Origin of the sequence: Nocardioides sp. GXQ0305, from assembly GCF_050880345.1 — a bacterium.
Taxonomy (GTDB): Bacteria; Actinomycetota; Actinomycetes; order Propionibacteriales; family Nocardioidaceae; genus Nocardioides.
The window spans coordinates 1-20,606 of record NZ_JBNYXG010000011.1; the positions used below are offsets into that span (position 1 = coordinate 1).

Here is a 20,606-nt window from a genome sequence, read left to right on the forward strand (position 1 = left end):
AAAGGCCGACGCCTCAAGAAGCCCTGAAATGCAACGATGTCCCGCAACACCTGCCAACGGTGTCGCGGGACATCGCATTCGGTCGGGCTGACAGGATTTGAACCTGCGACCCCTTGACCCCCAGTCAAGTGCGCTACCAAGCTGCGCCACAGCCCGAACGCTCTCCCGGGATCGCCGGTCGAGCGTCAGAGACCCTACAGGAGCACGGCTGCCCGGCCGGAATCGGGATCAGCGGGTCGCGGCACTGTCGGGATCGACCTTCAGGGACGAGGTGTCGACGGCCACGAACGCCGAGGCAGGCACCCGCTTGAGGTCGGCGATGAGTCCGTCGGGCCAGTGGGCGTTGCGCTCCCCCTGGAAGAACCACGGAGAGCCGTTGTCGGCGAGCACGAGGCCGTAGTTCTTCATGGCGCGCACCACCTCGCGGGCGCCCGGGCCGAAGCTGCGCGGCGCGCGGTAGGACCCCTTCAGGCGGAACCGGGCACCCATGGGCGGGAACCGGTGGCTGTCGCGCGAGCCGGCGTCGTGGCGGGCGGGCCAGACGTGCCAGCGCGAGGTGACGTCGGTCGTGAACCGGATCGCGTGGTCGACGTCGCGCCGCTTCACCTCCCGCCACCGCAGCAGCCCCGGGAGGATCGGCAGCCCCGCGGCGTCCGCGGAGGTCCAGCCGTCGGGCCGGAGCCGGTTGCTGCGGAGCGGCCACGTGGCGCCCGAGCCGGCCCGCCACCGGCCGTTGCGCCTGGTGGTGTTCCAGGTCTCGTAGAGCCGGCAGGCGCCCCGGTCGACCACGATCGCGTGCTTGTCGCCGGACGAGCCGCGGCCGCCCTCGATCCGGGTGTCGCGGCCGAACGGGTACCGGACCCGGTCGCTCTCCGCGGCGTACGTGAACCTCACCCGGACCCGCCGGTGACCGTGTCCGACGACGGTGACGGGCAACCCGTAGTCGGGTCCCGCGCCGTACGACGGCCCGAAGTCGGGATGCAGCCGCCGGTTCGACGACATCCGGGCCAGCCACTGCCGGCTGCGCCGGTGGCGGGGCAGGTCGGAGACGTCGGCACGCCAGTAGTTGTCGGCCGGGAACACCCGGCAGCCGGCCACGCCTCCGGCCGCAGCCGGCGGCTCGGGGAGCGCGACCCCACCGACTCCGGCGACGAGGGTCAGGGCGAGCCCGGGAACGGCGAGGCGCATGTCCCGACGCTAGCGGTCCGGCGCCCGGAGAGGCCCGGGGGCCTACGCTGACCCAATGCCTGTGCTGGGCACCAAGCTCCACCTGCCCTCACCCCGTCGTCGGCTGGTGGAGCGCGCCCGCCTCACCGACCGGCTGCGTGGGGACGGGGCGGAGACACCGAGGCTTGTCCTGGTCGCCGCGCCTGCCGGGTTCGGCAAGACCACCCTGCTGGCGCAGTGGCTGGGCTCGTCAGGACGTCGGGTGGCGTGGCTCGCCCTGGACCCGGACGACGCCGACCTCCCACGGTTCCTCACCCACCTCGTGGCGGCGGTCCGGGCCACCGAGCCCGAGGTCGGGTCCGACGCGCTCGCCCAGCTGGAGGCCGGTGGCACCACCTCGACCGACGACGTCCTGGTCAGCCTGGTCAACGACCTGGACACCCTCGACGGGCCGACGGTGGTGGCTCTCGACGACTACCACGTCGTCGACCGGAGCGAGGTCCACGCCGCGCTGACCTTCCTCCTGGACAACCTGCCGCCGCAGGTGACCCTCGCCCTGACGACCCGTGCCGACCCACCGCTCCCCCTGGCCCGGCTGCGCGCCAGGGGTGAGCTGGTGGAGGTGCGGGCGGCGGACCTCCGCTTCAGCACCGCGGAGGCAGAGACGTTCCTCAACGACGTCATGGGGCTCTCCCTGGAGCCCGCCCTCGTGAGCGCGCTCGAGACACGTACCGAGGGCTGGGCGGCCGGGCTGCAGCTCGCCGCCCTCTCCGCCCGCAGCCGGACCGACGCCGGCGACGATGCCGCGCACGTCGCAGGGTTCGTCGAGGCGTTCTCGGGGAGCCACCGGTTCGTCCTCGACTACCTCGTCGAGGAGGTCCTCGAGCGGCAGCCGGAGCCGGTGCGCACGTTCCTGCTCGACACCTCCGTGCTCGACCAGCTGACCGGCGGCCTCTGCGACGCCCTCACCGGTCGCGTCGACGGTCGGCAGACTCTGGAGGTCCTCGAGCGCGAGAACCTGTTCGTCGTCCCGCTCGACGACGAGCGCCGGTGGTACCGCTACCACCACCTCCTCGCCGACGCCCTGCGCGCCCGGCTGGCTGCCCGCGACGCCGAGCGGGTCGACCGCCTGCACCTGGCGGCCGCCCGGTGGCTCGCCGAGGAGGGTCTGCTCGCCGACGCGGTGCGGCACGCCCTGGCGAGCGGCGACCACGAGTACGCCGCCGACCTGGTCGAGCTGGGTCTGGCCGAGCTGCGGCGTACGCGGCAGACCCGCATGCTCCGCGACTGGCTGCTCGCGCTTCCCGACGACGTCGTCCGCCGGCGGCCCCTGCTGGCCACCTACCTGGCCTGGACCCGGCTCTACGAGGGAGACGTCGACGGAGTGCCCCCGTGGCTGGACGCCGCCGAGGCCGGGCTCGACGCGGCGGCCGTCCCGGCGGTCACCCCGTCGGCCTCGCTCGCCCGGGCAGCCGGCGACCGGGACGCCGAGATCCGCTCCCTGCCCGCGATGATCGGGGTCTACCGCGCGTCGGTCGCGCAGGCCCGCGGCGACGTGGCCGGCACGGTCGAGAACGCGCGCCGCGCCCTGGCGCTCGCCGGTCCGGAGGACCACTTCCCACGCGGTGCCGCGGCGGGCTTCATCGGCCTGGCGGCCTGGGCGGCGGGCGACCTTGCCACGGCCGTGGACACCTTCACCGACGCCGTGGGCAGCCTGGCGTCGGCCGGGATGGTGGCCGACGAGCTCGGGGCCACCGTCGTGCTCGCGCACATGTGGGTCGCGCGCGGCCGACCCGCCGAGGCACGTCGGCTCCTCGAGCAGGCCCTGGCGACGGCGACAGATCGCCCGGGCCCGGTGCTCGCCACCACCGGCGACCTCCACGTCGGTCTGGCCGACGTGCGCCGGGAGCAGGGCGACCTCGAGGGGGCCGCCCGGCACCTCGAGACCGCCCGCGAGCTCGGCGACCGCGCGTCGCTGCGGGAGAACCGGCACCGGTGGTTCACCGCCCGGGCAGCACTGCTGCGGGCGCAGGGCGACCTCGACGGCGCGATCGTGGCGCTCGACCGTGCCGCACCGCTGTTCCTCGCCGGCTACTACCCGGACGTGCGCCCCGTCGCGGCCGCCCGGGCCCGGGTGCGGATCGCCCAGGGACGCCTCGAGGACGCACGGGCCTGGGCGCGGGAACGCGAGGTGACGCCCACCGACTCCCCGGACTACCTCACCGAGGACGAGCACCTCACGCTGGCCCGGTTGCTCCTCGCCGAGGGCGACGCCTCGACCGCGCTCGGCCTGCTCGACCGACTGCTCGACACCGCGCAGGCGGCTGACCGGGGAGGCAGCGTCATCGAGACGCGGATGGTGCGCGCCCTCGCCCACCACGCCTGCGGTGACCTCGAGTCTGCGACCGGTGACCTCGCCGCCGCGCTCGCCCTGGCGGTGCCGGCCGGCTACTGCCGGCTGTTCCTCGACGAGGGCGAGCCCATGACGGACCTGCTCCGACAGACCGCGCGGGTCGCGCGGGACGAGGCGACGCGCACGTACGCCGACCGGCTGCTGTCCGTCGCGCAGAGACCATCGGGAGCGGAATCCACCGCACTGGCGTCCGGGGACACCCTCAGCGAGCGTGAGCTCGAGGTGCTGCGGCTGCTGGCGAGCGAGCTCACCGGTCCGGAGATCGCGCAGCGGCTGTTCGTCTCCCTGAACACCCTGCGCACCCACACCCGACACGTCTTCACCAAGCTCGACGTGAACACGCGCCGCGCCGCGGTACGCCGGGCGACGGACCTCGGCCTGCTCTGAGGATCACCACGCCGGTCACATCACATGGTGATGTGGCCTCACCACGTGCGCTCCTACGGTCCCGACATCGCCGGACGCCGTCCGGCACCCGACCGGAGGACACCGACATGATCGTCACACCGAACCGCCTCGCCGCCGCTGCCGGCCTCTGCGCCACGGCCGCCGGCACTCTCTTCATCGGCATCCAGATCGGCCACCCGCACCTGGACGCCACGTCCGTCCAGACCACGGAGGTGGTGGTCCGGGACGGCCTGAAGGTGCTGATGGCCGTGCTGGCCCTGGTCGGCATCAGCGGGATGTACCTGAGCCAGGTCCGCCGCAACGGGGTCCTCGGCCTGGTCGGCTACCTGATCCTCGCCGCCGGCTACCTCCTCATGATGAGCACGACCCTGATCGCCACCGTCGTCCTCCCGGAGGTCGCGGCCACCGACCCCGGGTACGTCGACGGCGTGCTCGACGTGACGACCGGGCGCACCGGCACTGCCGATATCGGCGCGATGGTGGCGGTCAACCAGGTGCAGGGCATCGCCTACCTCGCCGGCGGCCTGCTGTTCGGGATCGCCCTGTTCCGCGCCCGGGTGCTCGCCCGCTTGGCGGCCGCGCTGCTGGCGGTCAGCGGCGTGGTCACCCTCGTGCTGTCGCTGATGCCGGACGCGTTCTACCGCCTGCTGGCCTTCCCCAACGGGATCGCGATGATCGGGCTCGGCCTCTCCCTCTGGCTCGGTCAGCGGAGGACGACCGCCGCCGAGGCCGAGGCTGCGCCGGCCACCGTCGCCGCAGGACGATGAGCACCCCGCGGGCGCGCAGCTGGCCGGTGCCGCTGGCCCTGGTCGCGCTGCGCACCATCCCGGTCACGGCCGGCGTGCTGCGACTGGTCCAGCTCACCGGCGGTCCGGCGGTCATCCCGGCCGACGACCGGTACGCCGACGTGGTGTTCCCGCTCGTGCTGCACATCGTGGGCGCGACGACGTACGCCCTCGTCGGCGTCCTCCAGCTGGTGTCCCGGTTCCGCCGCCGGCACCTGACCTGGCACCGCCGCGCCGGCCAGGTGCTGGCGGTGGCCGGTCTGCTGGTCGCCCTCTCGGCGCTGTGGCTGACGCTGGCCCACGACCCGAAGCCAGGAACGGGCGACCTGCTCTACGTGCTCCGGCTGGTCTTCGGGTCCGCGATGGCCGGTTGCCTCGTGCTGGGCGTGGCCGCGGCCCGCCGCCGCGACATCGCCGCCCACCGGGCCTGGATGATCCGGGCGTACGCCATCGCCGTGGCCGCGGGAACCCAGGCCTTCACCGAGGGCATCGGTGGTGCCCTGTTCGGCACCGGGGTGGTGGCGGGGGACCTCGCCAAGGCCGCCGGGTGGCTGGTCAACATGGCCCTCGCCGAGTGGGTGATCCGCCGGCCGGCCCGCAGTGCCACCTCGCTCGCCCCCACCCGGACCGCCGGAGCCGTCCGGTGAACGCCGTCCCCACCACCTACGAGATCCGGGTCGACGGCCACCTCGACGACCACTGGGCGGCGTGGCTCGGCGCCCTCGACCTGTCCCGCGCGCGGGACGGCACCACGACGGTCACGGTGTCCGTGGTCGACCAGGCCCGCCTGCACGGCGTGCTGGCCGCGCTGCGTGACATCGGCGCCGTCCTGATCGAGGTCAGGACCGCCGCAGCACCACCCAGGTGAAGGGCTGCACCGCGTCCCAGGGCGTGTGGTGCTCGGCGCGCCGGGAGGTGACCGGGGTGAAGCCGTCGCCGAGCTCGGTCGCCAGCGTGTCCGCGTCGTAGCGGGACACCGGGAGGCCGGAGCACTCCTCCGGCCCGTCCGCCGCGAACGTCCCGACGACCAGCAGGCCGCCCGGCCGCACGGCGCGCCGTGCCTGCGCCAGGTACGCCGCCCGCTGACCGGGCTCCACGAGGAAGTGGAAGACGGCCCGGTCGTGCCAGACGTCGTACTGCTCGTCGAAGTCGTGGGTGAGCACGTCGCCGACGATGGTCGTCACCGCGCCCGCGCGCTCCTCGAGCCGCAGCGACGTCAGCGCCAGCGCCGACATCGACAGGTCCAGCAGCGTGACGTGCTCGACCCCCGCGTCGAGCAGCGCCTCGGGCAGGAACGAGGAGCCGGCACCGACGTCGACCACGGAGCGGGGCAGCCCGCCGGAGAGCACGAGCTCGGTCGACGTCGTGGGCGTCTCCTCGTACCACGACACGGATCCCTGGCCCTTCTCGGACCAGACCGCCTCCCAGTGCGTCGCCGGTTGCGCCCCGCGCGGGTCGTGGGCCTGCTCGCCGGTCATCAGCGCCTCCGCCTCTCCCGGGGACGTTGCTGGAGCACGATCGGCGTGCCGGCGAAGCCGAACTCCTCACGCAGCCGCCGCTCGACGAACCGCTCGTACGACGCCTCCAGCTTGCCGGTCGTGAACAGCACGAACGTCGGCGGTGCGGTCGACGGCTGGGTGCCGAACAGGATCCGGGACTGCTTGCCGCTCCGGACGGGGTGCGGGTGCTCGGCGACCAGCCGGCCGAGGAAGCTGTTGAGCGCACCGGTCGGGACCCGGGTCTCCCAGCCCTCGATCGCCCGGTCGAGGGCGGGCACCAGCCGGTCGACGTGCCAGCCGGTGCGGGCGGTGACGTTGATCCGTGGCGCCCAGCGGACCTGGACCAGCTCCCGCTCGACCTCGCGCTCGAGGTAGTGGCGACGCTCCTCGTCGACCAGGTCCCACTTGTTGAAGGCGATCACCAGCGCCCTGCCGGCCTCGCGGACGGTCTGCAGGATCCGCAGGTCCTGCTCGGAGATCGACTCGCCGGCATCGAGGACCAGCACCGCCACCTCGGCCCGGTCGATCGCGGTGGAAGTGCGCAGCGAGGCGTAGTACTCGTGGCCCGAGGCCTCCTTGACCCGCTTCCGGATGCCGGCGGTGTCGATGAACCGCCAGGTCCGGCCCGCGAGCTCCACCAGCTCGTCGACCGGGTCGACGGTGGTGCCGGCGACATTGTCGACGACCACCCGCTCGCTGCCGGCGAGCTGGTTGAGCAGCGAGGACTTGCCCACGTTGGGCTTGCCCACGATCGCGATCCGTCGCGGGCCGCCGACCTCGGGGTCGCGCTCGGGCGGCGCCTCCGGCAGCGCCGCGAGGACCGCGTCGAGCAGGTCGCCCGACCCGCGCCCGTGCAGCGCGGAGACGGCGTACGGCTCGCCCAGCCCGAGGTTCCAGAGGGCGTGGGCCTCGGCCTCGGTGCGGGCGTCGTCGACCTTGTTGGCGGCGAGGACCACCGGCTTCCTCGACCGCCGGAGGATCTTGACCACGGCCTCGTCGGCGTCGGTGATCCCGACGGTCGCGTCGACCACGAACAGCACGGCGTCGGCCAGGCTGACCGCGATCTCGGCCTGGGCGGCGATCCGCTCGGCCATGCCGCGGGCGTCGGGGTCCCAGCCGCCGGTGTCGACGACGGTGAACGCGCGCCCGGCCCAGTCGGCGTCGTAGGAGACCCGGTCTCGGGTCACGCCGGGGACGTCCTCGACGACGGCCTCGCGACGGCCGATGATCCGGTTGACCAGGGTCGACTTCCCGACGTTCGGACGGCCGACGACGGCCAGCACCGGCAGCGGTCCGTCGGTGGTCGCGGTGGTCTCGAGGTGGTCCTCGCTCATCATGCTCCTCGGTCGACGAGCCCGGTGTCGGGATCGTCCTCGTACTGGCCCGGCGGCAACGGTCCCGGCAGCTCGCGTCCGGTCAGCCCGCGCGCCTCGTCCAGGGTGGCCAGCAGCCGCCCCCGGAGCAGCGTCGAGGTGTCACGCAGCATTCCCGGTGTCCGCGGCCACGGCTGTGGTTCCACCCACACCGGTTCCCCGAAGGTCAGGTGGAGCTCGCTCCCCCGCGGCGGCCGGGAGTCCTTCCCTCCGCCGGGCTCCCGCGTGCCGAGCATGATCACCGGTACGACGGGCGCGCCGGTGACGAGCGCCAGGTAGGCGGCGCCGTGGTGGAACCGGTGCAGCTCGCCGTCGCCGCGCCGGCCCTCGGGGAAGACCCCCACGACGCCGCCGTCGCGCAGCACCCGCAGCGCGGTGCGGACCGCGCGGGGGTCGGGGTGGAACCGGTCGACGGGCACCTGGCCGGCGCGCGCCAGGAACCTGCCCGTGCGGCCGACGAACATCTCCTGCTTGGTCAGCGCGTGGACGGGGCGCGGGCTCAGCACCGCCAGCAGGGGCCCGTCGATGATGCCGATGTGGTTGGCGGCCAGCACGACGGGCCCGGTCGCCGGCACCCGCCCCGGATGGTGCAGTCGGACGCGGTAGCGACTGCGCACCAGGGCGCGGGCAGGCGGCCGGGCGCCGTGGAGCAGCGCCCTCGGCGGGTGTGGCACCGCGTCGCTGGCGGGACGTTCGTGGTGGAGGCCCGCGGTCATCTTCGGGGTCCCTGTTCGAAGCGGAGCGCAGCGAGCATTCGAATGGGGTGAATCACGCTCGCTCCTCCGTGGCCGTCGCGAGCGCCACGACCCGGTCGATCACCTCGTCCAGGGTGTGGCCGGTGGTGTCGACGGCGACCGCGTCGTCGGCCATCGCCAGCGGTGCAGTGGCCCGACCGGAGTCGATCCGGTCGCGGGACAGCAGCGACTCACGGGTGCGGGTCACGTCGATGCTGCCGGTCTCGGCAGCGCGGCGGGTGGCCCGCGCCTCGGCGTCGGCCGTGAGGTAGACCTTCACCTCGGCCTCCGGCCACACCACAGAGCCGATGTCGCGGCCCTCGACCACGATGCCACCCTCGCCGATCACCTCACGCTGCAGCTCCAGCAACCGGGTCCGCACCGCCGGCACGACGCTGACGTGGGACACCGCCGCGTTGACCTCGTCGCTCCGGATCGCGACCCCCACGTCGACCCCGTCGACCATGATCCCCGGCCCCTCGGGGTCGGTCCCGGAGAGGATCTCGGGCTCGTGGCAGCGTGCGGCGACCGCGTCCGGGTCACGGACGTCGACACCCGCGCGCAGCATCCACCAGGTCATCGCCCGGAACATCGCGCCGGTGTCGAGGTAGCGCAGCCCCAGCCGGACGGCGACGCCGCGCGACGTGCTGGACTTGCCGGACCCGGAGGTCCCGTCGACGGCGACGACCAGGTGGGAGGGGGCGGACACCCGCGCAGACTACCGGTGGGTCTGCCAGCCCCTCGATTCGAGAGCGTCGTGCAGATGCCCGGCGCTGCCCTCGGCGACCACCAGCTCCACGAGGCCGACCGGGCGTCCGGGGTCGTGGTCGATGTGGATGTCCTCGATGTTGATCCCGGAGGCGCCGGCGTCGGCGAAGAGCCGGGCCAGCTCGCCGGGATGGTCGGGCACCGACACGTAGACCGGGCGGGTCGGGCTGACCGGGCCGCCGTGCTTGCCGGGGATCGCGCGGGTGCCGGCCACGCCGCGGGCGAGCAGCTCGCCCACGACGTCGCGGTCGCCACTGGCGACGGCGCGCTGCAGGACGTCGAGCTCGAGCCGGACCTCGACCAGCAGGTCGTGGAGAGCGTCGGCGTTCAGCGCGACGATCTGCTGCCACAGGGCGGGGTCGCCCCCGGCGATCCGGGTCACGTCGCGCACGCCCTGGCCGGACAGGGCCAGGTGGTCGGCCGGTGCCTCGGCCAGCCGGCCCGCGACCAGGACCGCCAGCAGGTGGGGCAGGTGGGAGGTCCGGGCCACCGCCTGGTCGTGCTCCTCGGGACTCATCCTCACCGGCACCGCGCCGCAGGTGCGGGCCAGCTGCTCGACCAGCGTGACGGCGGTCGGGTCGGACTCCTGACCCGGCGTGACCGCCCAGGGCCGGCCGTCGAAGAGGGCAGCGCTCGCCGCGAGCGGGCCGGATCGCTCGCTCCCGGCCATCGGGTGTCCGCCGACGTAGCGGGCGGCCGCCTCCGGCGCGAGCTCCGCGACGACCCTGGTGGGTTCGCCCTTGATGCTGCCGACGTCGGTGACGACCGCGTCGGTACGCCCCAGCGCAGCGACCACCTCGCTCCCCAGGTCGTCGGGGGGGACCGCCACCACCACCAGCTGGGGATGCTCGTCGGCACCGGTGGGTCGGCCGGCGCCCAGCCCGGACGCGGTGCGGACGTGGTGGGCGGAGACGTCCGAGAGGATCACCTCGAGGCCCGCCTCCCGGCAGGCCAGCCCGATGGACGTGCCGAGCAGCCCGGCGCCGACCACCTCGACCGGACCGGTCAGTGGGTCAGCCATCGTCGGGAACCTCGCGGGTGTGGGTGAGGTCCTTGCGAAGCGCGGCGGCCCCGTGGAGGTAGCAGTGGGTCAGCTCGGCCCGGGGCAGGTCGGTCTCGACGTGGGCCAGCATCCGCACCACCCGCGGCATCGACCCCGCGATCTCGAGCTCGCGGGCGCAGAGCAGCGGGACCTCGCCGAAGCCGAGCTGGCGGGCGGCGTACGCCGGGAACTCCGAGACCAGGTCGGAGGTCGCGGTGAAGATCACGGAGATGAAGTCGTCGACGGCGAGACCGTTGGAGGCCATGACGTCGAGCACCATCTCGGCGACCCGGTCGAGCAGGTGATCCCGGTCGTCGTCCTCGAGCTGGGTCGCCCCCCGCACGGCCCGCACTGGCATGGCGGCAAGGATAACCAGAGTCGGCGACCTACATCCCGGCGCGGTCGAGCAGCGCGCCGAGCTCGTCGTTGGTGAGCGGCCGCAGGGTGCCCTCGCGGAGCTGCCCGAGCACCACCGGTCCGAAGGCGGTCCGGGTGAGTCGTCGCACCGGGTGGCCGACGTGCTGGAGCAGGCGCCGCACGATCCGGTTGCGGCCCTCGTGGATCACCAGCTCGACGACGCTCTTGCCGGGTCCGGTCGTCACCAGCTTCACGCGCCGGACCTCGACCGGCCCGTCGTCGAGGGTGACGCCGTCACGCAGCCGGCGCAGCACCGGCTTGGTCACCTCGCCCTCGACCTCGGCGACGTAGGTCTTGTCGACCTCGTACGACGGGTGTGCCATCCGCTGGGCGAAGTCGCCGTCGTTGGTGAGCAGCAGCAGGCCCGAGGTGTCGGTGTCGAGCCGCCCCACGTGGAACAGCCGGCCCTGCTCGGGTGCCTGTTCGGCGAGCACGTCGGTGAGCGTGCGACGCCCCTCGGGGTCCGACATGGTCGAGACCACCCCGCGGGGCTTGTTGAGGACGAGGTAGGCGTGCGGGGACGCCGGGGGCAGCCGTCGGCCGGAGACCCGGATCACCGCGGTGCTCGGGTCGACCTTGGTGCCGAGCCGGGTGACGACCTTTCCGTCGACCTCGACCTCGCCGGCCAGCATCAGCTCCTCGCACTTGCGGCGCGAGGCGACCCCCGACTGGGCGAGCAGCTTCTGCAGCCGGACCAGGCCGGCGTCGTCGCCGGCGTCCGTCACGACGCCTGCTCGTCCGGCTCCGTCGGTGCCGGGGTCGCCACGGCCTCGACCAGGTCGTCCTCGAGGTCGTCCATGTCGGGGAGGTAGGGAGCCAGCTCCGGCAGCTCGTCGAGGGAGGTGACGCCGATCCGCTCCAGGAAGTAGCCGGTGGTGCGGTAGAGCGTGGCGCCGTGCTCGCCGTCACGGCCGGCCTCCTCGACCAGGCCGCGGGTGAGGAGGGTGCGCATCACGCCGTCGACGTTGACGCCGCGGATCGCCGAGACCCGCGCCCGTGACACCGGCTGCTTGTAGGCGACCACGGCCAGGGTCTCCAGGGCCGCCTGGGTCAGCCGTGCCTGCTGCCCCTCCAGCACGAAGGACTCCACGACGGGAGCGAACTCCTCGCGGGTGTAGTAGCGCCAGCCGCCCGCGACGTTGCGCAGCTCGAAGCCGCGGCCGTGGTCGTCGTAGTCGGCGGCCAGGCCGGCCAGCGCCTCGGTCACCGCGACCACCGGATGGCCCACCGCGGCCGCCAGCACGGCCTCGTCGAGCGGCTGGTCGGCCACCATCAGCAGCGCCTCCAGCGACGGCCGCAGCTCGGCCAGGGCCACGTCGAGGGTCTCGGGGGCGCTGGTCTCAGTCGTCTCGGTCATCGTCGTTCTCCTGCACCTCGGGGGTCTCGCCCGGCTCGGTCCCCTCGTCGGGCGGGGCACCGTCGAACTCGTCGATCTCGAAGTCTCCCCCGTCGCTGCCGTCGCCGCCGGTCCAGCGCACGGTGAGCTCGCCCAGCGGCGAGAGCTGGTCGAAGGAGACCGCACCCTCGCGGAACAGCTCGAGCAACGACAGGAACCGGGCGACGGTGGTCAGGGTGTCGGGCGAGTCACCGCACAGCGACCGGAAGGTCAGCGTCCCGCTGCGCCGCAGCCGGTCGACCACCAGGGCGGCCTGCTCACGCACCGACACCGTCGGGGCGTGGATGTGGTGGAGCGAGAGCTCGAGCGCCGGCTTGGGCTCCAGCGCCCTGGCCGCCAGCGCCGCGAAAGCGTCGAGCCCGATGCCGATCAGCACCTCGGGCAGCAGGCCGGCGTACCGCTCCTCGAGCCCGACCGCACGGGGGTGTCGGCGCGACTCGGCGGCCAGTCGGTCCTCGAGCACCGACGCGACCTGCTTGAACGCCTTGTACTGGAGCAGGCGGGCGAACAGGAGGTCCCGGGCCTCCAGCAGCGCCAGGTCCTCCTCGTCCTCGACGTCGCCCTGCGGCAGCAGCCGCGCCGCCTTGAGGTCCAGGAGGGTCGCGGCCACCACCAGGAACGACGAGGTCTGCTCGAGGTCCCACTTGGGGCCCAGCGCCTTGACGTGGGCGATGAACTCGTCGGTGACCCGCGACAGCGCGACCTCGGTGATGTCGAGCTTGTGCTTGGCGATCAGCGACAGCAGCAGGTCGAACGGGCCCTCGAAGTTGTCGAGCCGGACCGCGAACCCTGCCGCCGCAGCCTCGGCTCCCCCGTCGGCCGCACCGGCCGCGAGGTCGGCAGAGGCGTCGACCAGCTGGGTCATCCGTCGGTCAGGCGACGCACGAGCGCGCTGTCGTCGCCGTGCCGCTCGAAGTCGGCGAGCACCATGGCGACGGCCTCGCGCACCAGTCGTCCGCGGTCGACGACCAGGCCGTGCTCGCGCCGCAACGTCAGCCGGGTGTGCTCGAGGTCGAGCAGCTCCTCGGAGGTGACGTAGACGGTCATCTTCTCGTCGTGACGGACCCGGCCGCTGGGCCGCTTCTCGGCCGGCGCGTCGGACGCGGCCGCGCCGGCGTCCTGCTCGGCGGGCGCGTCGGGCACCGCCCGGACGCGCGTGGACTTCTCACCCGTCCTGCGGAACAGGTCGTCCGCGGCGGGCATGCTCACCCGTCGAGACACCGGGCGGCCACCTCCCTGGCGAGCTGACGGTAGGCGTCGGCACCGGTCGAGCCCGCGGCGTACGACGTGATCGGCTCACCGGCGACGGTCGAGTCGGAGAACTTCACCGTGCGGCGGATCACCGTGTGGAACACCTTCTCGTCCCACGCCTGCACCAGGCGCTCCATCACCTCGCGGCCGTGGAGGGTGCGACCGTCGAACATGGTGCCGAGCACGCCGTCGATCTCCAGCCGCGGGTTGAGCCGCTCCTGGACCTTGTCGATGGTGTTCTTGAGCAGCGCCACCCCGCGCAGCGCGAAGTACTCGCACTCCAGCGGCACGATCACGCCGTCGGACGCGGTGAGCGCGTTCACAGTCAGCAGGCCCAGCGAGGGCTGGCAGTCGATCAGGATCACGTCGTAGTGCTCGATGGCCGGCGCGATCACCCGGGACAGGGTCTGCTCGCGGGCCACCTCGTGCACGAGCTGCACCTCCGCGGCCGACAGGTCGATGTTGGACGGGAGCAGGTCCATGCCGGGGATCCCGGACTCGACGACGACCTCGTCGAGCGCGATGTCGCGCTGCATCAGCAGGTTGTAGACGGTGTGCTCCATGTCGTGGGGGTTCAGCCCCAGACCCACCGAGAGCGAGCCCTGCGGGTCGAAGTCGACGAGCAGCACCTTGCGGCCGTACTCGGCGAGCGCTGCGCCCAGGTTGATGGTCGTCGTCGTCTTGCCGACACCACCCTTCTGGTTGCACATCGCGATGACCCGGGCCGGGCCGTGCTCGGTGAGCGGCGGCGGCTCCGAGAAGTCCGGGAGCGGCCGGCCGGTCGGGCCGAGGACGGGCTCCTCGACCGGCTCGGCGGATCGCTCGAAGGGGATCGGCTGGCTCACGTGGTCATCTGCTCCGGGGGAAGGCTCTGCTCTCGAAGGGGCAGCCGGGGCGGCCGACGGAACGAGGGGCGGCATCTCCGGGGCGCTGCTCCCCTGGCTGCCGAACAGTCCCGAGAAGGACCTGTCACCGCTCATCTGACACTCCCGGTGTGGTGGTTTCGAATTGTCGACTCGGCGACATGTTGCCGAGCCTGCGGTGAGGCTAGGCCGCCGCGGACGGCAGTCTCAACCGACGCACCGATACCCCCAGCGATTCTTCGAAATCTGTTGAGGAGCCCCCCGTGCGGTGCACATCGCCCGGGTCACCTGTGCACAAATCTGTGCAGTTCCGGGTGTCACATCCTGCACCCGTCCGGTGTCTCCATGGCGACCGACGGAACCAGGAGGAGACATGACCGACACGACCCGGATCCCCCCGACGCGGATCACCGGACTGCAGGGGGCCCTGATCAGGCGGTTCTCGACGAAGCTGCTCGGCGAGGTGCCCGAGTCGCTGGGCGTGATGTGGCACCACAAGCCGGCCCTGATGGCCTCGCTGTCCCTCGGCCGCAAGTCCCAGTCCTGGGACGCGTGCGACCCGCAGCTGAAGTCGCTGGCCCACATGGCGACCGCGGCGACGGTGGGGTGCAGCTTCTGCCTCGACCTCGGCTACTTCCAGGCCCGCAACGAGAAGCTCGACCTCGACAAGGCGCGCGAGGTCCCCCGGTGGCGCGAGTCCACCCTGTTCACCCCGCTCGAGCGCGACGTCCTCGCGTACGCCGAGGCGATGACCGCCACGCCGCCGACGGTGACCGACGAGCTCTCGGCGCGGCTGCTGGAGGCGCTCGGCGCCCCCGGGCTCGTGGAGGTCACGGCGATCATCGCGATGGAGAACATGATGGCCCGCAGCAACGTCGCGATGGGGATCCGGTCGCAGGGGTTCGCCGAGGCGTGCGGCCTGCGGCCGCTCGCCGAGCCGAGCGGCGTCGTACCCTCCACGGCATGAGCGACGACCCGTTCGTGGCCCACCGGAGCCTGCTCTTCACCGTCGCCTACGAGATGCTCGGCTCGGCGGCCGACGCCGAGGACGTGGTGCAGGAGACCTGGCTGCGGTGGGCTGCCCGGGACGAGCGGAGCGACCCGGACCCCGTCCGGGACCCGCGGGCCTACCTGGTCCGGATCGTCACCCGGCAGTCGCTGAACCGGCTGCGCACCCTGGCCCGTCGGCGCGAGGACTACGTCGGCGAGTGGCTGCCGGAACCGCTGCTCACCGCGCCCGACGTCGCCGACGACGTCGAGCTCGCCGAGAGCGTGTCCATCGCGATGCTGACCGTGCTGGAGACGCTCGGCCCGACCGAGCGCGCGGTGTTCGTGCTGCGCGAGGTCTTCGACACGCCGTACGACGAGATCGCGACCGCGGTCGAGCGGACGCCGGCGGCGGTGCGCCAGATCGCCCACCGCGCGCGGGAGCACGTCGCGGCCCGCCGACCGCGGCAGGACGTCGACCGCGCGGAGCAGGAGGCCGCGGTCGAGCAGTTCCTCGCGGCGGTGCGCACCGGTGACCTGCAGGGCCTGCTCGACGTGCTCGCGCCCGAGGTCGTGCTCCGGTCCGACGGCGGCGGCGTCGTGACCGCCCTCCCCCGCCCGGTGACCGGCGCCGAGAAGGTGGCGCGGATGCTCGCGATGATCGTGTCCTCCGTCCCGACCGCGCGGTTCGCGCCGGCCCGGCTCAACGGTGGCCCGGCGGTGCTGGTCGACATCGACGGCGAGCCCACGGCGGTCAGCATGGTCGTCGAGGACGGCCGGATCTCCCGGCTCTACTCGATCCGCAACCCCCACAAGCTGACCCGCCTCGACGTCGAGGCGGAGCTGAGCCGCCGCGGGTGATCAGCCCGACAGCCGTGCCCGGACGTCGAGGAGCGCGGCGTCCAGGGTCGCCTCGGGGTCGCTGAACAGCGGCTCGAAGGCCATCTCGGCGGCCCCGAGCAGGATCGAGTCGCGCCCCAGGCCCGGCGGCACGACGGTGAGCCCCTCGTACGCCGCCGGGAGCACGCGCGACACGAGCCCCGCCTCGACGTCGTCGCGGCACAGGGCGTGGAGCGAGCTCAGGTAGCCGCCCAGCACGACCATCTCCGGGTTGAACGCGTTGACCAGGTCGGCCAGGCCCTGCCCGAGCTCGTGGCCGATCACCCTCAGCGACTCCGGCCGACCGTCGAGGGTGAGCAGCACGTCGATCAGGTCGGGCACCTGCTCCGCCGGGAGACCCAGCGCGCGCGCGATGGCCTCGCCCCCGATCTCGGTCTCGAGGCAACCGCGGCTCCCGCAGTGGCACGGCCGACCCCGCGGCTTGACGTTGAGGTGCCCGATCTCGCCGGCGTACCCCGCCGCGCCCTCCAGCCGCCGCCCGCCGGCCAGGATGCCGGCGCCCACTCCGACGTTGCCCGAGATGTACATCAGGTCGTCGACGCCGACCGCGGCGCCGCGGTTGTGCTCGGCCAGCGCACCCAGGTCGGCGTCGTTGCCGAGGGCGATCGGCAGGTCCAGGCCCAGCGCCGCCTGCACGATCTCCCCGAACGACACGTCGTGCCACCCCAGGTTGGGCGCCAGCCGCACCAACCCGTCGGTGCGGCGCACCAGACCCGGTACGGCGATCCCGAGCCCGACCAGGGGCGCTCCCGACGCACCGGCCACCACCTCCCGCACCAGCTCGGCGATCGTCGTGCCGACCTGCCACGGCTCGATGCTGCGCCCGAGCCTGGTGTCGGCGCGCTGCAGGACCCGTCCGCCGAGGCCGATCCGCCCCACGCTCGCCGTCGCCACCCCCACGTCGACGGCGAGCACGTAGGGGCCGTCGCCGGTGACCCTGACCCGGGCGGAGGGGCGTCCGGCACCCGACCGCGCCGGGCTCGGCTGCGTCTGCTCGGTGACGCCGAGCGCCTCGAGCTCGGCGACGAGGGCGCCGATGGTGCTGCGGTTGAGGCCCATCGTCGCGGTGAGCTCGGCACGCGTGATCCGTCCCGCGCCGTGCACGTGGCGCAGCAGGGTGCCCAGGTTGTGCCTCCGCACGGCCTCCTGGTTGGTCCCCTGGCCCCGCCGGACCGAGGTCATCGTCGTCCCGTCCGGCCGGTCAGATGCCGGCCGCGGACCGCCGACGCCGCGAGATGGCGTCGACGCTGGCCGCCAGCAGCAGCACCGCACCGGTCACGATGTAGTTGATGTAGCTGGCCTGGTTGAGCAGGCCCAGGCCGTTGGCGATGACGGCGATGACCACGCCACCGATGACGGCGTCGACCGCGCGGCCGCGACCGCCGAACAGGCTGGTGCCACCGATCACGGCGGCGCCCACCGCGTAGAGAAGGACGTTGCCCCCGCCCGAGCTGGGCGAGACCTTGCCGCTGTACGCCGCCGCCAGGACCCCGGCGACCGCCGCCATCGTCGAGCAGATCATGAATGCGGCGACCTTCATCCGCGGGACGGTGATGCCGGCCCGCCGGGCGGCCTCGGCGTTGCCGCCCACGGCGTACAGGTGCCGCCCGAAGGCGGTGCGGCCCAGCACGAAGGTCCAGAACACCAGCAGGACGGCCACCACCGGGAGCGTCCACGGGATGCCCTGGATGACGAAGCCCTCGCGGGGGCTGCGGTTCTGGTTGAGCAGCCCGGTGATGGTGAGCACGACCGCGGCGAGTCCCGCGATCTTGAGGGCGACCAGGGCGAAGGGCGGACGCTGCAGCTTGCGCCTGGTCTGCACCTGGTAGCGGCGCAGCGACACCAGGCCGTAGCCCGCGACGACCACCAGGGCACCGATCCAGCCGGCGACCACGGGGATGTTCTGGATGGCCAGGCCCCTGAGCACCTCGTCGCGCACCGCCACCGAGCCGCCCTGGCCGATCAGCCTGAGCGTGACGCCCTGCAGGCCCAGGAAGAAGGCCAGGGTGACCACGAACGACGGGATGCCGAGGTAGGCGACGAGCAGACCGATGACCAGCCCGATGACGGCGCCGACCCCCATCCCGACCAGCACCGCGACCCACCACGAGGCGCCGTGGTCGACGATGGCCAGTGCCGTGATCCCGGCGGAGACGCCGCCGGCCACGCCCGCCGACAGGTCGATCTCCCCCAGGAGCAGCACGAAGACCAGCCCCATGGCCAGCACGCAGATGGAGCCGGCCTGGACGACCAGGTTGGCCTGGTTGAGCATGCCGAGGAACTGCTCGTTGGCGAGGCCGAAGACGATGTAGAGGGCGACCAGGCCCAGGATCGCGGGCAGCGAGCCGATCTCGCCGCCCCGGACCCGGCCGAGGTAGTCGCGCAGGGCGTCGCCGAGCGACTCCTGGCTGCGGAGGTCGGCCGAGAAGCCGCTGTCGGAGGTGGGGGTCCCGGTGTCGGTGTCGGTGCTCATCAGTGTCCTCAGACCGTCGCAGTGGCAGGGTCCGCGATGCCGAGGTCGCCCGAGCGACCGGCCGTGATCAGCTCCACGACCTGGCTGTGGGTGACGTCCGCGGCGGGGACGTCGGCGGCGACGCGGCCGAGGTAGAGCGCGGTGATCCGGTCGGCCACCTCGAACACGTCGGTCATGTTGTGGGAGATCAGGACGACGCCCAGGCCACGGTCGGCCAGACGCCGGACGAGATCGAGCACCTGGCGGGTCTGGGCCACGCCCAGCGCGGCCGTCGGCTCGTCGAGCAGCACGATCCGGCTGTTCCAGAGCACCGCCTTCGCAATCGCCACGGTCTGGCGCTGGCCGCCGGAGAGGCTGGCGACGCTCTGCCGTACCGAGGTGACGGTGCGCACGGAGAGGGAACCGAGGGTGTCGCGTGCGCGGGCCTCCATGGTCGCCTCGTCGAGCGCGAGCCGCGCCTTCTCCTCGCGGCCGAGGAACATGTTCTGGACGATGTCGAGGTTGTCGCACAGCGCGAGGTCCTGGTAGACCACCTCGATGCCGAGCGCCGCCACGTCGCGCGGACCACTGACGTGGACCTCCTCACCGTCGAACAGGTAGGAGCCGCTGTCGCGGCCGTAGATGCCCGCGATCACCTTCACCAGCGTGGACTTCCCGGCGCCGTTGTCGCCGACCAGCGCGGTCACCTGGCCCGGGTAGACCGCGAAGTCGACGTCGTGGAGCACGTGGACCACGCCGAAGCTCTTGTTGAGGCCCTTCAGCTCGAGCAGGGGCGCGGGGCCGTCCGGCACGGCTGCCGCTGGGGCTGCGTCGGTCATGGCGGTGTGCCTCTCTCACGGATGGTCAGCGGGCGGGCCGCCCTCGATTTCGTTGTCTGGCAGAACAAACGGGGCCGCCCGGACCGCAGCGCGGTCCGGGCGGCGGGCCGTTCAGGAGATGCCGGCCTCGGTGCAGAGGTCGGCGAACTCGCCGGCGCACACGTCCTCGACCTTCTGGCCGCCGTCGTCGATGACGTCCTGGACGTTGTCCTTGGTGATCGACACCGGGTCGAGCAGGATCGAGGGCACGTCACGTCCGCCCTCGGAGTCCTCGGTGGTGCCGTTGGTCTCGGCCTCCTCGCCGTTGACCAGCGCGATCGCGGCATCGGCGAGCGCACCGGCCTCCTGGGTGGCCGACTTGTAGACGGTCATGCACTGGTCACCGGCCAGGATGTTCTGCAGGCCCTCCACGGTGGCGTCCTGCCCGGTCACCGGCACCTCGCCGTTGACCTTGTTCTTCTCCAGGATGGAGATGACCGCACCGGCGAGGCCGTCGTTGGCGGCGTAGACGCCCTGCACGTCACCGTCGGCGCGCGTGTAGAGCTGCTCGAAGATGGTGACCGCCTGGTCGGGGTCCCAGTCGGGCACCGCCTGCTCGCCGACCGCCTTGTACGTCGGGATCTCGTCGAGCACGCTGTGTGCGCCGTCGGAGAACAGGGTGGCGTTGTTGTCGGTGGGCGAACCGTTGACGTAGATCAGGTTGGCCTCGGTGTCGCCCAGGCAGTCGGCCAGGCCCTGGCCCTGGAGCTCGCCGACCTTGGTGTTGTCGAACGACACGTAGTACTCGGCCGAGCCACCGAGGGTGAGCCGGTCGTAGTCGATGGTGGCGACGCCCTGCGAGGCGGCCTTCTCCTGGATGGCCGCACCGGACTCGGAGTCGAGGTTGACGATGGCCAGCACCGTGACGCCCTCCGCCAGCATGCTGTCGGCGATCTGGGTCATCGTGTCGGCGCTGCCCTCGGCGTTCTGGATGGAGTACTCCACCCCCGCCTCCTCGAACGCGGCCTCGAGGGCCGGGCGGTCCGCGGACTCCCAGCGGACCGAGGACTTGGTGTCGGGCAGGATCACGCCGATCATGCCCTCGTCACCGCCGCTGCTGCTGTCGTCAGCCGTCGAACCGCCCGAGTCGCCGCACCCTGCCAGTGACAGGGCGAGCCCGGTGACGCCCGCGATGACGATGCTGGTCTTCCGCTTCACGCGAACCCCTCCTAGCGCTGCCGCGGCCGTCGGTCACGGTGACGACGACGATCCGCGTTTGTTGTTCGCGCCAACATATGGAGTGACGGCCGTCACGTCCAGACCCGGGACGGGT

Annotated in this window: 22 protein-coding genes and 1 tRNA gene; 6 read left to right on the plus strand and 17 right to left on the minus strand. The window is 72.9% G+C overall.

The features are described 5' to 3' along the window. Positions 1–82: 82 nt before the first annotated feature. Together ACQ1X7_RS19400 and ACQ1X7_RS19405 are read right to left on the minus strand one after the other, a co-directional pair. Positions 83–156, minus strand: a tRNA-Pro gene (locus ACQ1X7_RS19400). A gap of 72 nt (positions 157–228) precedes the next feature. Further along, a complete protein-coding gene (locus tag ACQ1X7_RS19405; RefSeq protein ID WP_432479887.1) occupies positions 229–1,188 on the minus strand; it encodes a hypothetical protein in 960 nt (319 codons plus the stop codon). 55 nt (positions 1,189–1,243) lie between these two features. On the opposite strand from ACQ1X7_RS19405, the gene ACQ1X7_RS19410 reads away from it, so the two are divergent. The 4 genes from ACQ1X7_RS19410 (at position 1,244) to ACQ1X7_RS19425 (ending at position 5,641) form a co-directional block, all read left to right on the plus strand. Further along, positions 1,244–3,967 carry a LuxR C-terminal-related transcriptional regulator gene (locus tag ACQ1X7_RS19410; RefSeq protein ID WP_432479888.1) on the plus strand — a complete coding sequence of 908 codons (2,724 nt, stop codon included), beginning with the start codon at positions 1,244–1,246 and terminating at the stop codon, positions 3,965–3,967. Between the two features lie 107 nt (positions 3,968–4,074). After that, positions 4,075–4,755: a hypothetical protein gene (locus ACQ1X7_RS19415; protein ID WP_432479889.1), complete on the plus strand. Its 681-nt coding sequence runs from the start codon at positions 4,075–4,077 to the stop codon at positions 4,753–4,755. Then, complete coding sequence (locus ACQ1X7_RS19420; protein ID WP_432479890.1) at positions 4,752–5,420, plus strand: DUF2306 domain-containing protein; 669 nt, start codon at positions 4,752–4,754, stop codon at positions 5,418–5,420. The genes ACQ1X7_RS19415 and ACQ1X7_RS19420 overlap by 4 nt, the downstream gene beginning before the upstream one ends. Further along, on the plus strand, positions 5,417–5,641 hold the full coding sequence (locus ACQ1X7_RS19425) for a hypothetical protein (protein WP_432479891.1): 225 nt from the start codon (positions 5,417–5,419) through the stop codon (positions 5,639–5,641). Before ACQ1X7_RS19420 ends, ACQ1X7_RS19425 begins: the two co-directional genes overlap by 4 nt. Here the strand turns inward: ACQ1X7_RS19425 and ACQ1X7_RS19430 are convergent. From ACQ1X7_RS19430 to ACQ1X7_RS19480, 11 genes are read right to left on the minus strand one after another with little or no spacing between them, the layout of a single operon-like run. After that, positions 5,613–6,251 carry a class I SAM-dependent methyltransferase gene (locus ACQ1X7_RS19430; RefSeq protein ID WP_432479892.1) on the minus strand — a complete coding sequence of 213 codons (639 nt, stop codon included), beginning with the start codon at positions 6,249–6,251 and terminating at the stop codon, positions 5,613–5,615. The two genes, ACQ1X7_RS19425 and ACQ1X7_RS19430, sit on opposite strands and share 29 nt — an antisense overlap. Continuing rightward, positions 6,251–7,606, minus strand: a complete 1,356-nt coding sequence (gene der / locus ACQ1X7_RS19435) for a ribosome biogenesis GTPase Der (RefSeq protein WP_432479893.1) — start codon at positions 7,604–7,606, stop codon at positions 6,251–6,253. Before der ends, ACQ1X7_RS19430 begins: the two co-directional genes overlap by 1 nt. Continuing rightward, complete coding sequence (locus ACQ1X7_RS19440; RefSeq protein ID WP_432479894.1) at positions 7,606–8,361, minus strand: lysophospholipid acyltransferase family protein; 756 nt, start codon at positions 8,359–8,361, stop codon at positions 7,606–7,608. Before ACQ1X7_RS19440 ends, der begins: the two co-directional genes overlap by 1 nt. A 52-nt stretch (positions 8,362–8,413) precedes the next feature. Next, the gene (gene cmk / locus ACQ1X7_RS19445) at positions 8,414–9,088 is read right to left on the minus strand and encodes a (d)CMP kinase (protein WP_432479895.1); all 675 of its coding nucleotides are present in this window, start codon (positions 9,086–9,088) and stop codon (positions 8,414–8,416) included. A 9-nt stretch (positions 9,089–9,097) separates the two neighbouring features. Then, on the minus strand, positions 9,098–10,168 hold the full coding sequence (locus ACQ1X7_RS19450; RefSeq protein ID WP_432479896.1) for a prephenate dehydrogenase: 1,071 nt from the start codon (positions 10,166–10,168) through the stop codon (positions 9,098–9,100). Then, positions 10,161–10,547, minus strand: coding sequence for a chorismate mutase (aroH, locus tag ACQ1X7_RS19455; RefSeq protein WP_432479897.1), 387 nt, complete (start codon positions 10,545–10,547; stop codon positions 10,161–10,163). The genes ACQ1X7_RS19450 and aroH overlap by 8 nt, the downstream gene beginning before the upstream one ends. Before the next feature lie 28 nt (positions 10,548–10,575). Further along, positions 10,576–11,331, minus strand: coding sequence for a pseudouridine synthase (locus ACQ1X7_RS19460; RefSeq protein ID WP_432479898.1), 756 nt, complete (start codon positions 11,329–11,331; stop codon positions 10,576–10,578). After that, complete coding sequence (gene scpB, locus ACQ1X7_RS19465) at positions 11,328–11,963, minus strand: SMC-Scp complex subunit ScpB (RefSeq protein ID WP_432479899.1); 636 nt, start codon at positions 11,961–11,963, stop codon at positions 11,328–11,330. Before scpB ends, ACQ1X7_RS19460 begins: the two co-directional genes overlap by 4 nt. Further along, a complete protein-coding gene (locus ACQ1X7_RS19470; RefSeq protein WP_432479900.1) occupies positions 11,947–12,867 on the minus strand; it encodes a segregation and condensation protein A in 921 nt (306 codons plus the stop codon). The genes scpB and ACQ1X7_RS19470 overlap by 17 nt, the downstream gene beginning before the upstream one ends. Then, complete coding sequence (locus ACQ1X7_RS19475) at positions 12,864–13,223, minus strand: hypothetical protein (protein WP_432479901.1); 360 nt, start codon at positions 13,221–13,223, stop codon at positions 12,864–12,866. The genes ACQ1X7_RS19470 and ACQ1X7_RS19475 overlap by 4 nt, the downstream gene beginning before the upstream one ends. Beyond that, positions 13,208–14,098: a ParA family protein gene (locus ACQ1X7_RS19480; protein ID WP_432479902.1), complete on the minus strand. Its 891-nt coding sequence runs from the start codon at positions 14,096–14,098 to the stop codon at positions 13,208–13,210. Before ACQ1X7_RS19480 ends, ACQ1X7_RS19475 begins: the two co-directional genes overlap by 16 nt. A 391-nt stretch (positions 14,099–14,489) precedes the next feature. Here ACQ1X7_RS19480 and ACQ1X7_RS19485 point away from each other — a divergent pair, with 391 nt between their 5' ends. Both ACQ1X7_RS19485 and ACQ1X7_RS19490 read left to right on the plus strand, forming a co-directional pair. Then, the gene (locus ACQ1X7_RS19485; protein ID WP_432479903.1) at positions 14,490–15,083 is read left to right on the plus strand and encodes a carboxymuconolactone decarboxylase family protein; all 594 of its coding nucleotides are present in this window, start codon (positions 14,490–14,492) and stop codon (positions 15,081–15,083) included. Then, positions 15,080–15,964, plus strand: a complete 885-nt coding sequence (locus ACQ1X7_RS19490) for an RNA polymerase sigma-70 factor (protein WP_432479904.1) — start codon at positions 15,080–15,082, stop codon at positions 15,962–15,964. The genes ACQ1X7_RS19485 and ACQ1X7_RS19490 overlap by 4 nt, the downstream gene beginning before the upstream one ends. On the opposite strand, the gene ACQ1X7_RS19495 is transcribed toward ACQ1X7_RS19490, so the two are convergent. From ACQ1X7_RS19495 to ACQ1X7_RS19510, 4 genes are all read right to left on the minus strand, one after another. Next, entirely contained in the window at positions 15,965–17,185 is a 1,221-nt protein-coding gene (locus ACQ1X7_RS19495) for an ROK family protein (RefSeq protein WP_432479905.1), read from the minus strand. It abuts the gene before it with no gap. A gap of 19 nt (positions 17,186–17,204) precedes the next feature. Continuing rightward, entirely contained in the window at positions 17,205–18,476 is a 1,272-nt protein-coding gene (locus ACQ1X7_RS19500) for a sugar ABC transporter permease (RefSeq protein WP_432479906.1), read from the minus strand. An 8-nt stretch (positions 18,477–18,484) separates the two neighbouring features. Beyond that, complete coding sequence (locus tag ACQ1X7_RS19505) at positions 18,485–19,294, minus strand: ATP-binding cassette domain-containing protein (protein ID WP_432479907.1); 810 nt, start codon at positions 19,292–19,294, stop codon at positions 18,485–18,487. Between the two features lie 111 nt (positions 19,295–19,405). Continuing rightward, entirely contained in the window at positions 19,406–20,491 is a 1,086-nt protein-coding gene (locus tag ACQ1X7_RS19510; RefSeq protein WP_432479908.1) for a sugar ABC transporter substrate-binding protein, read from the minus strand. Positions 20,492–20,606: the final 115 nt, after the last annotated feature.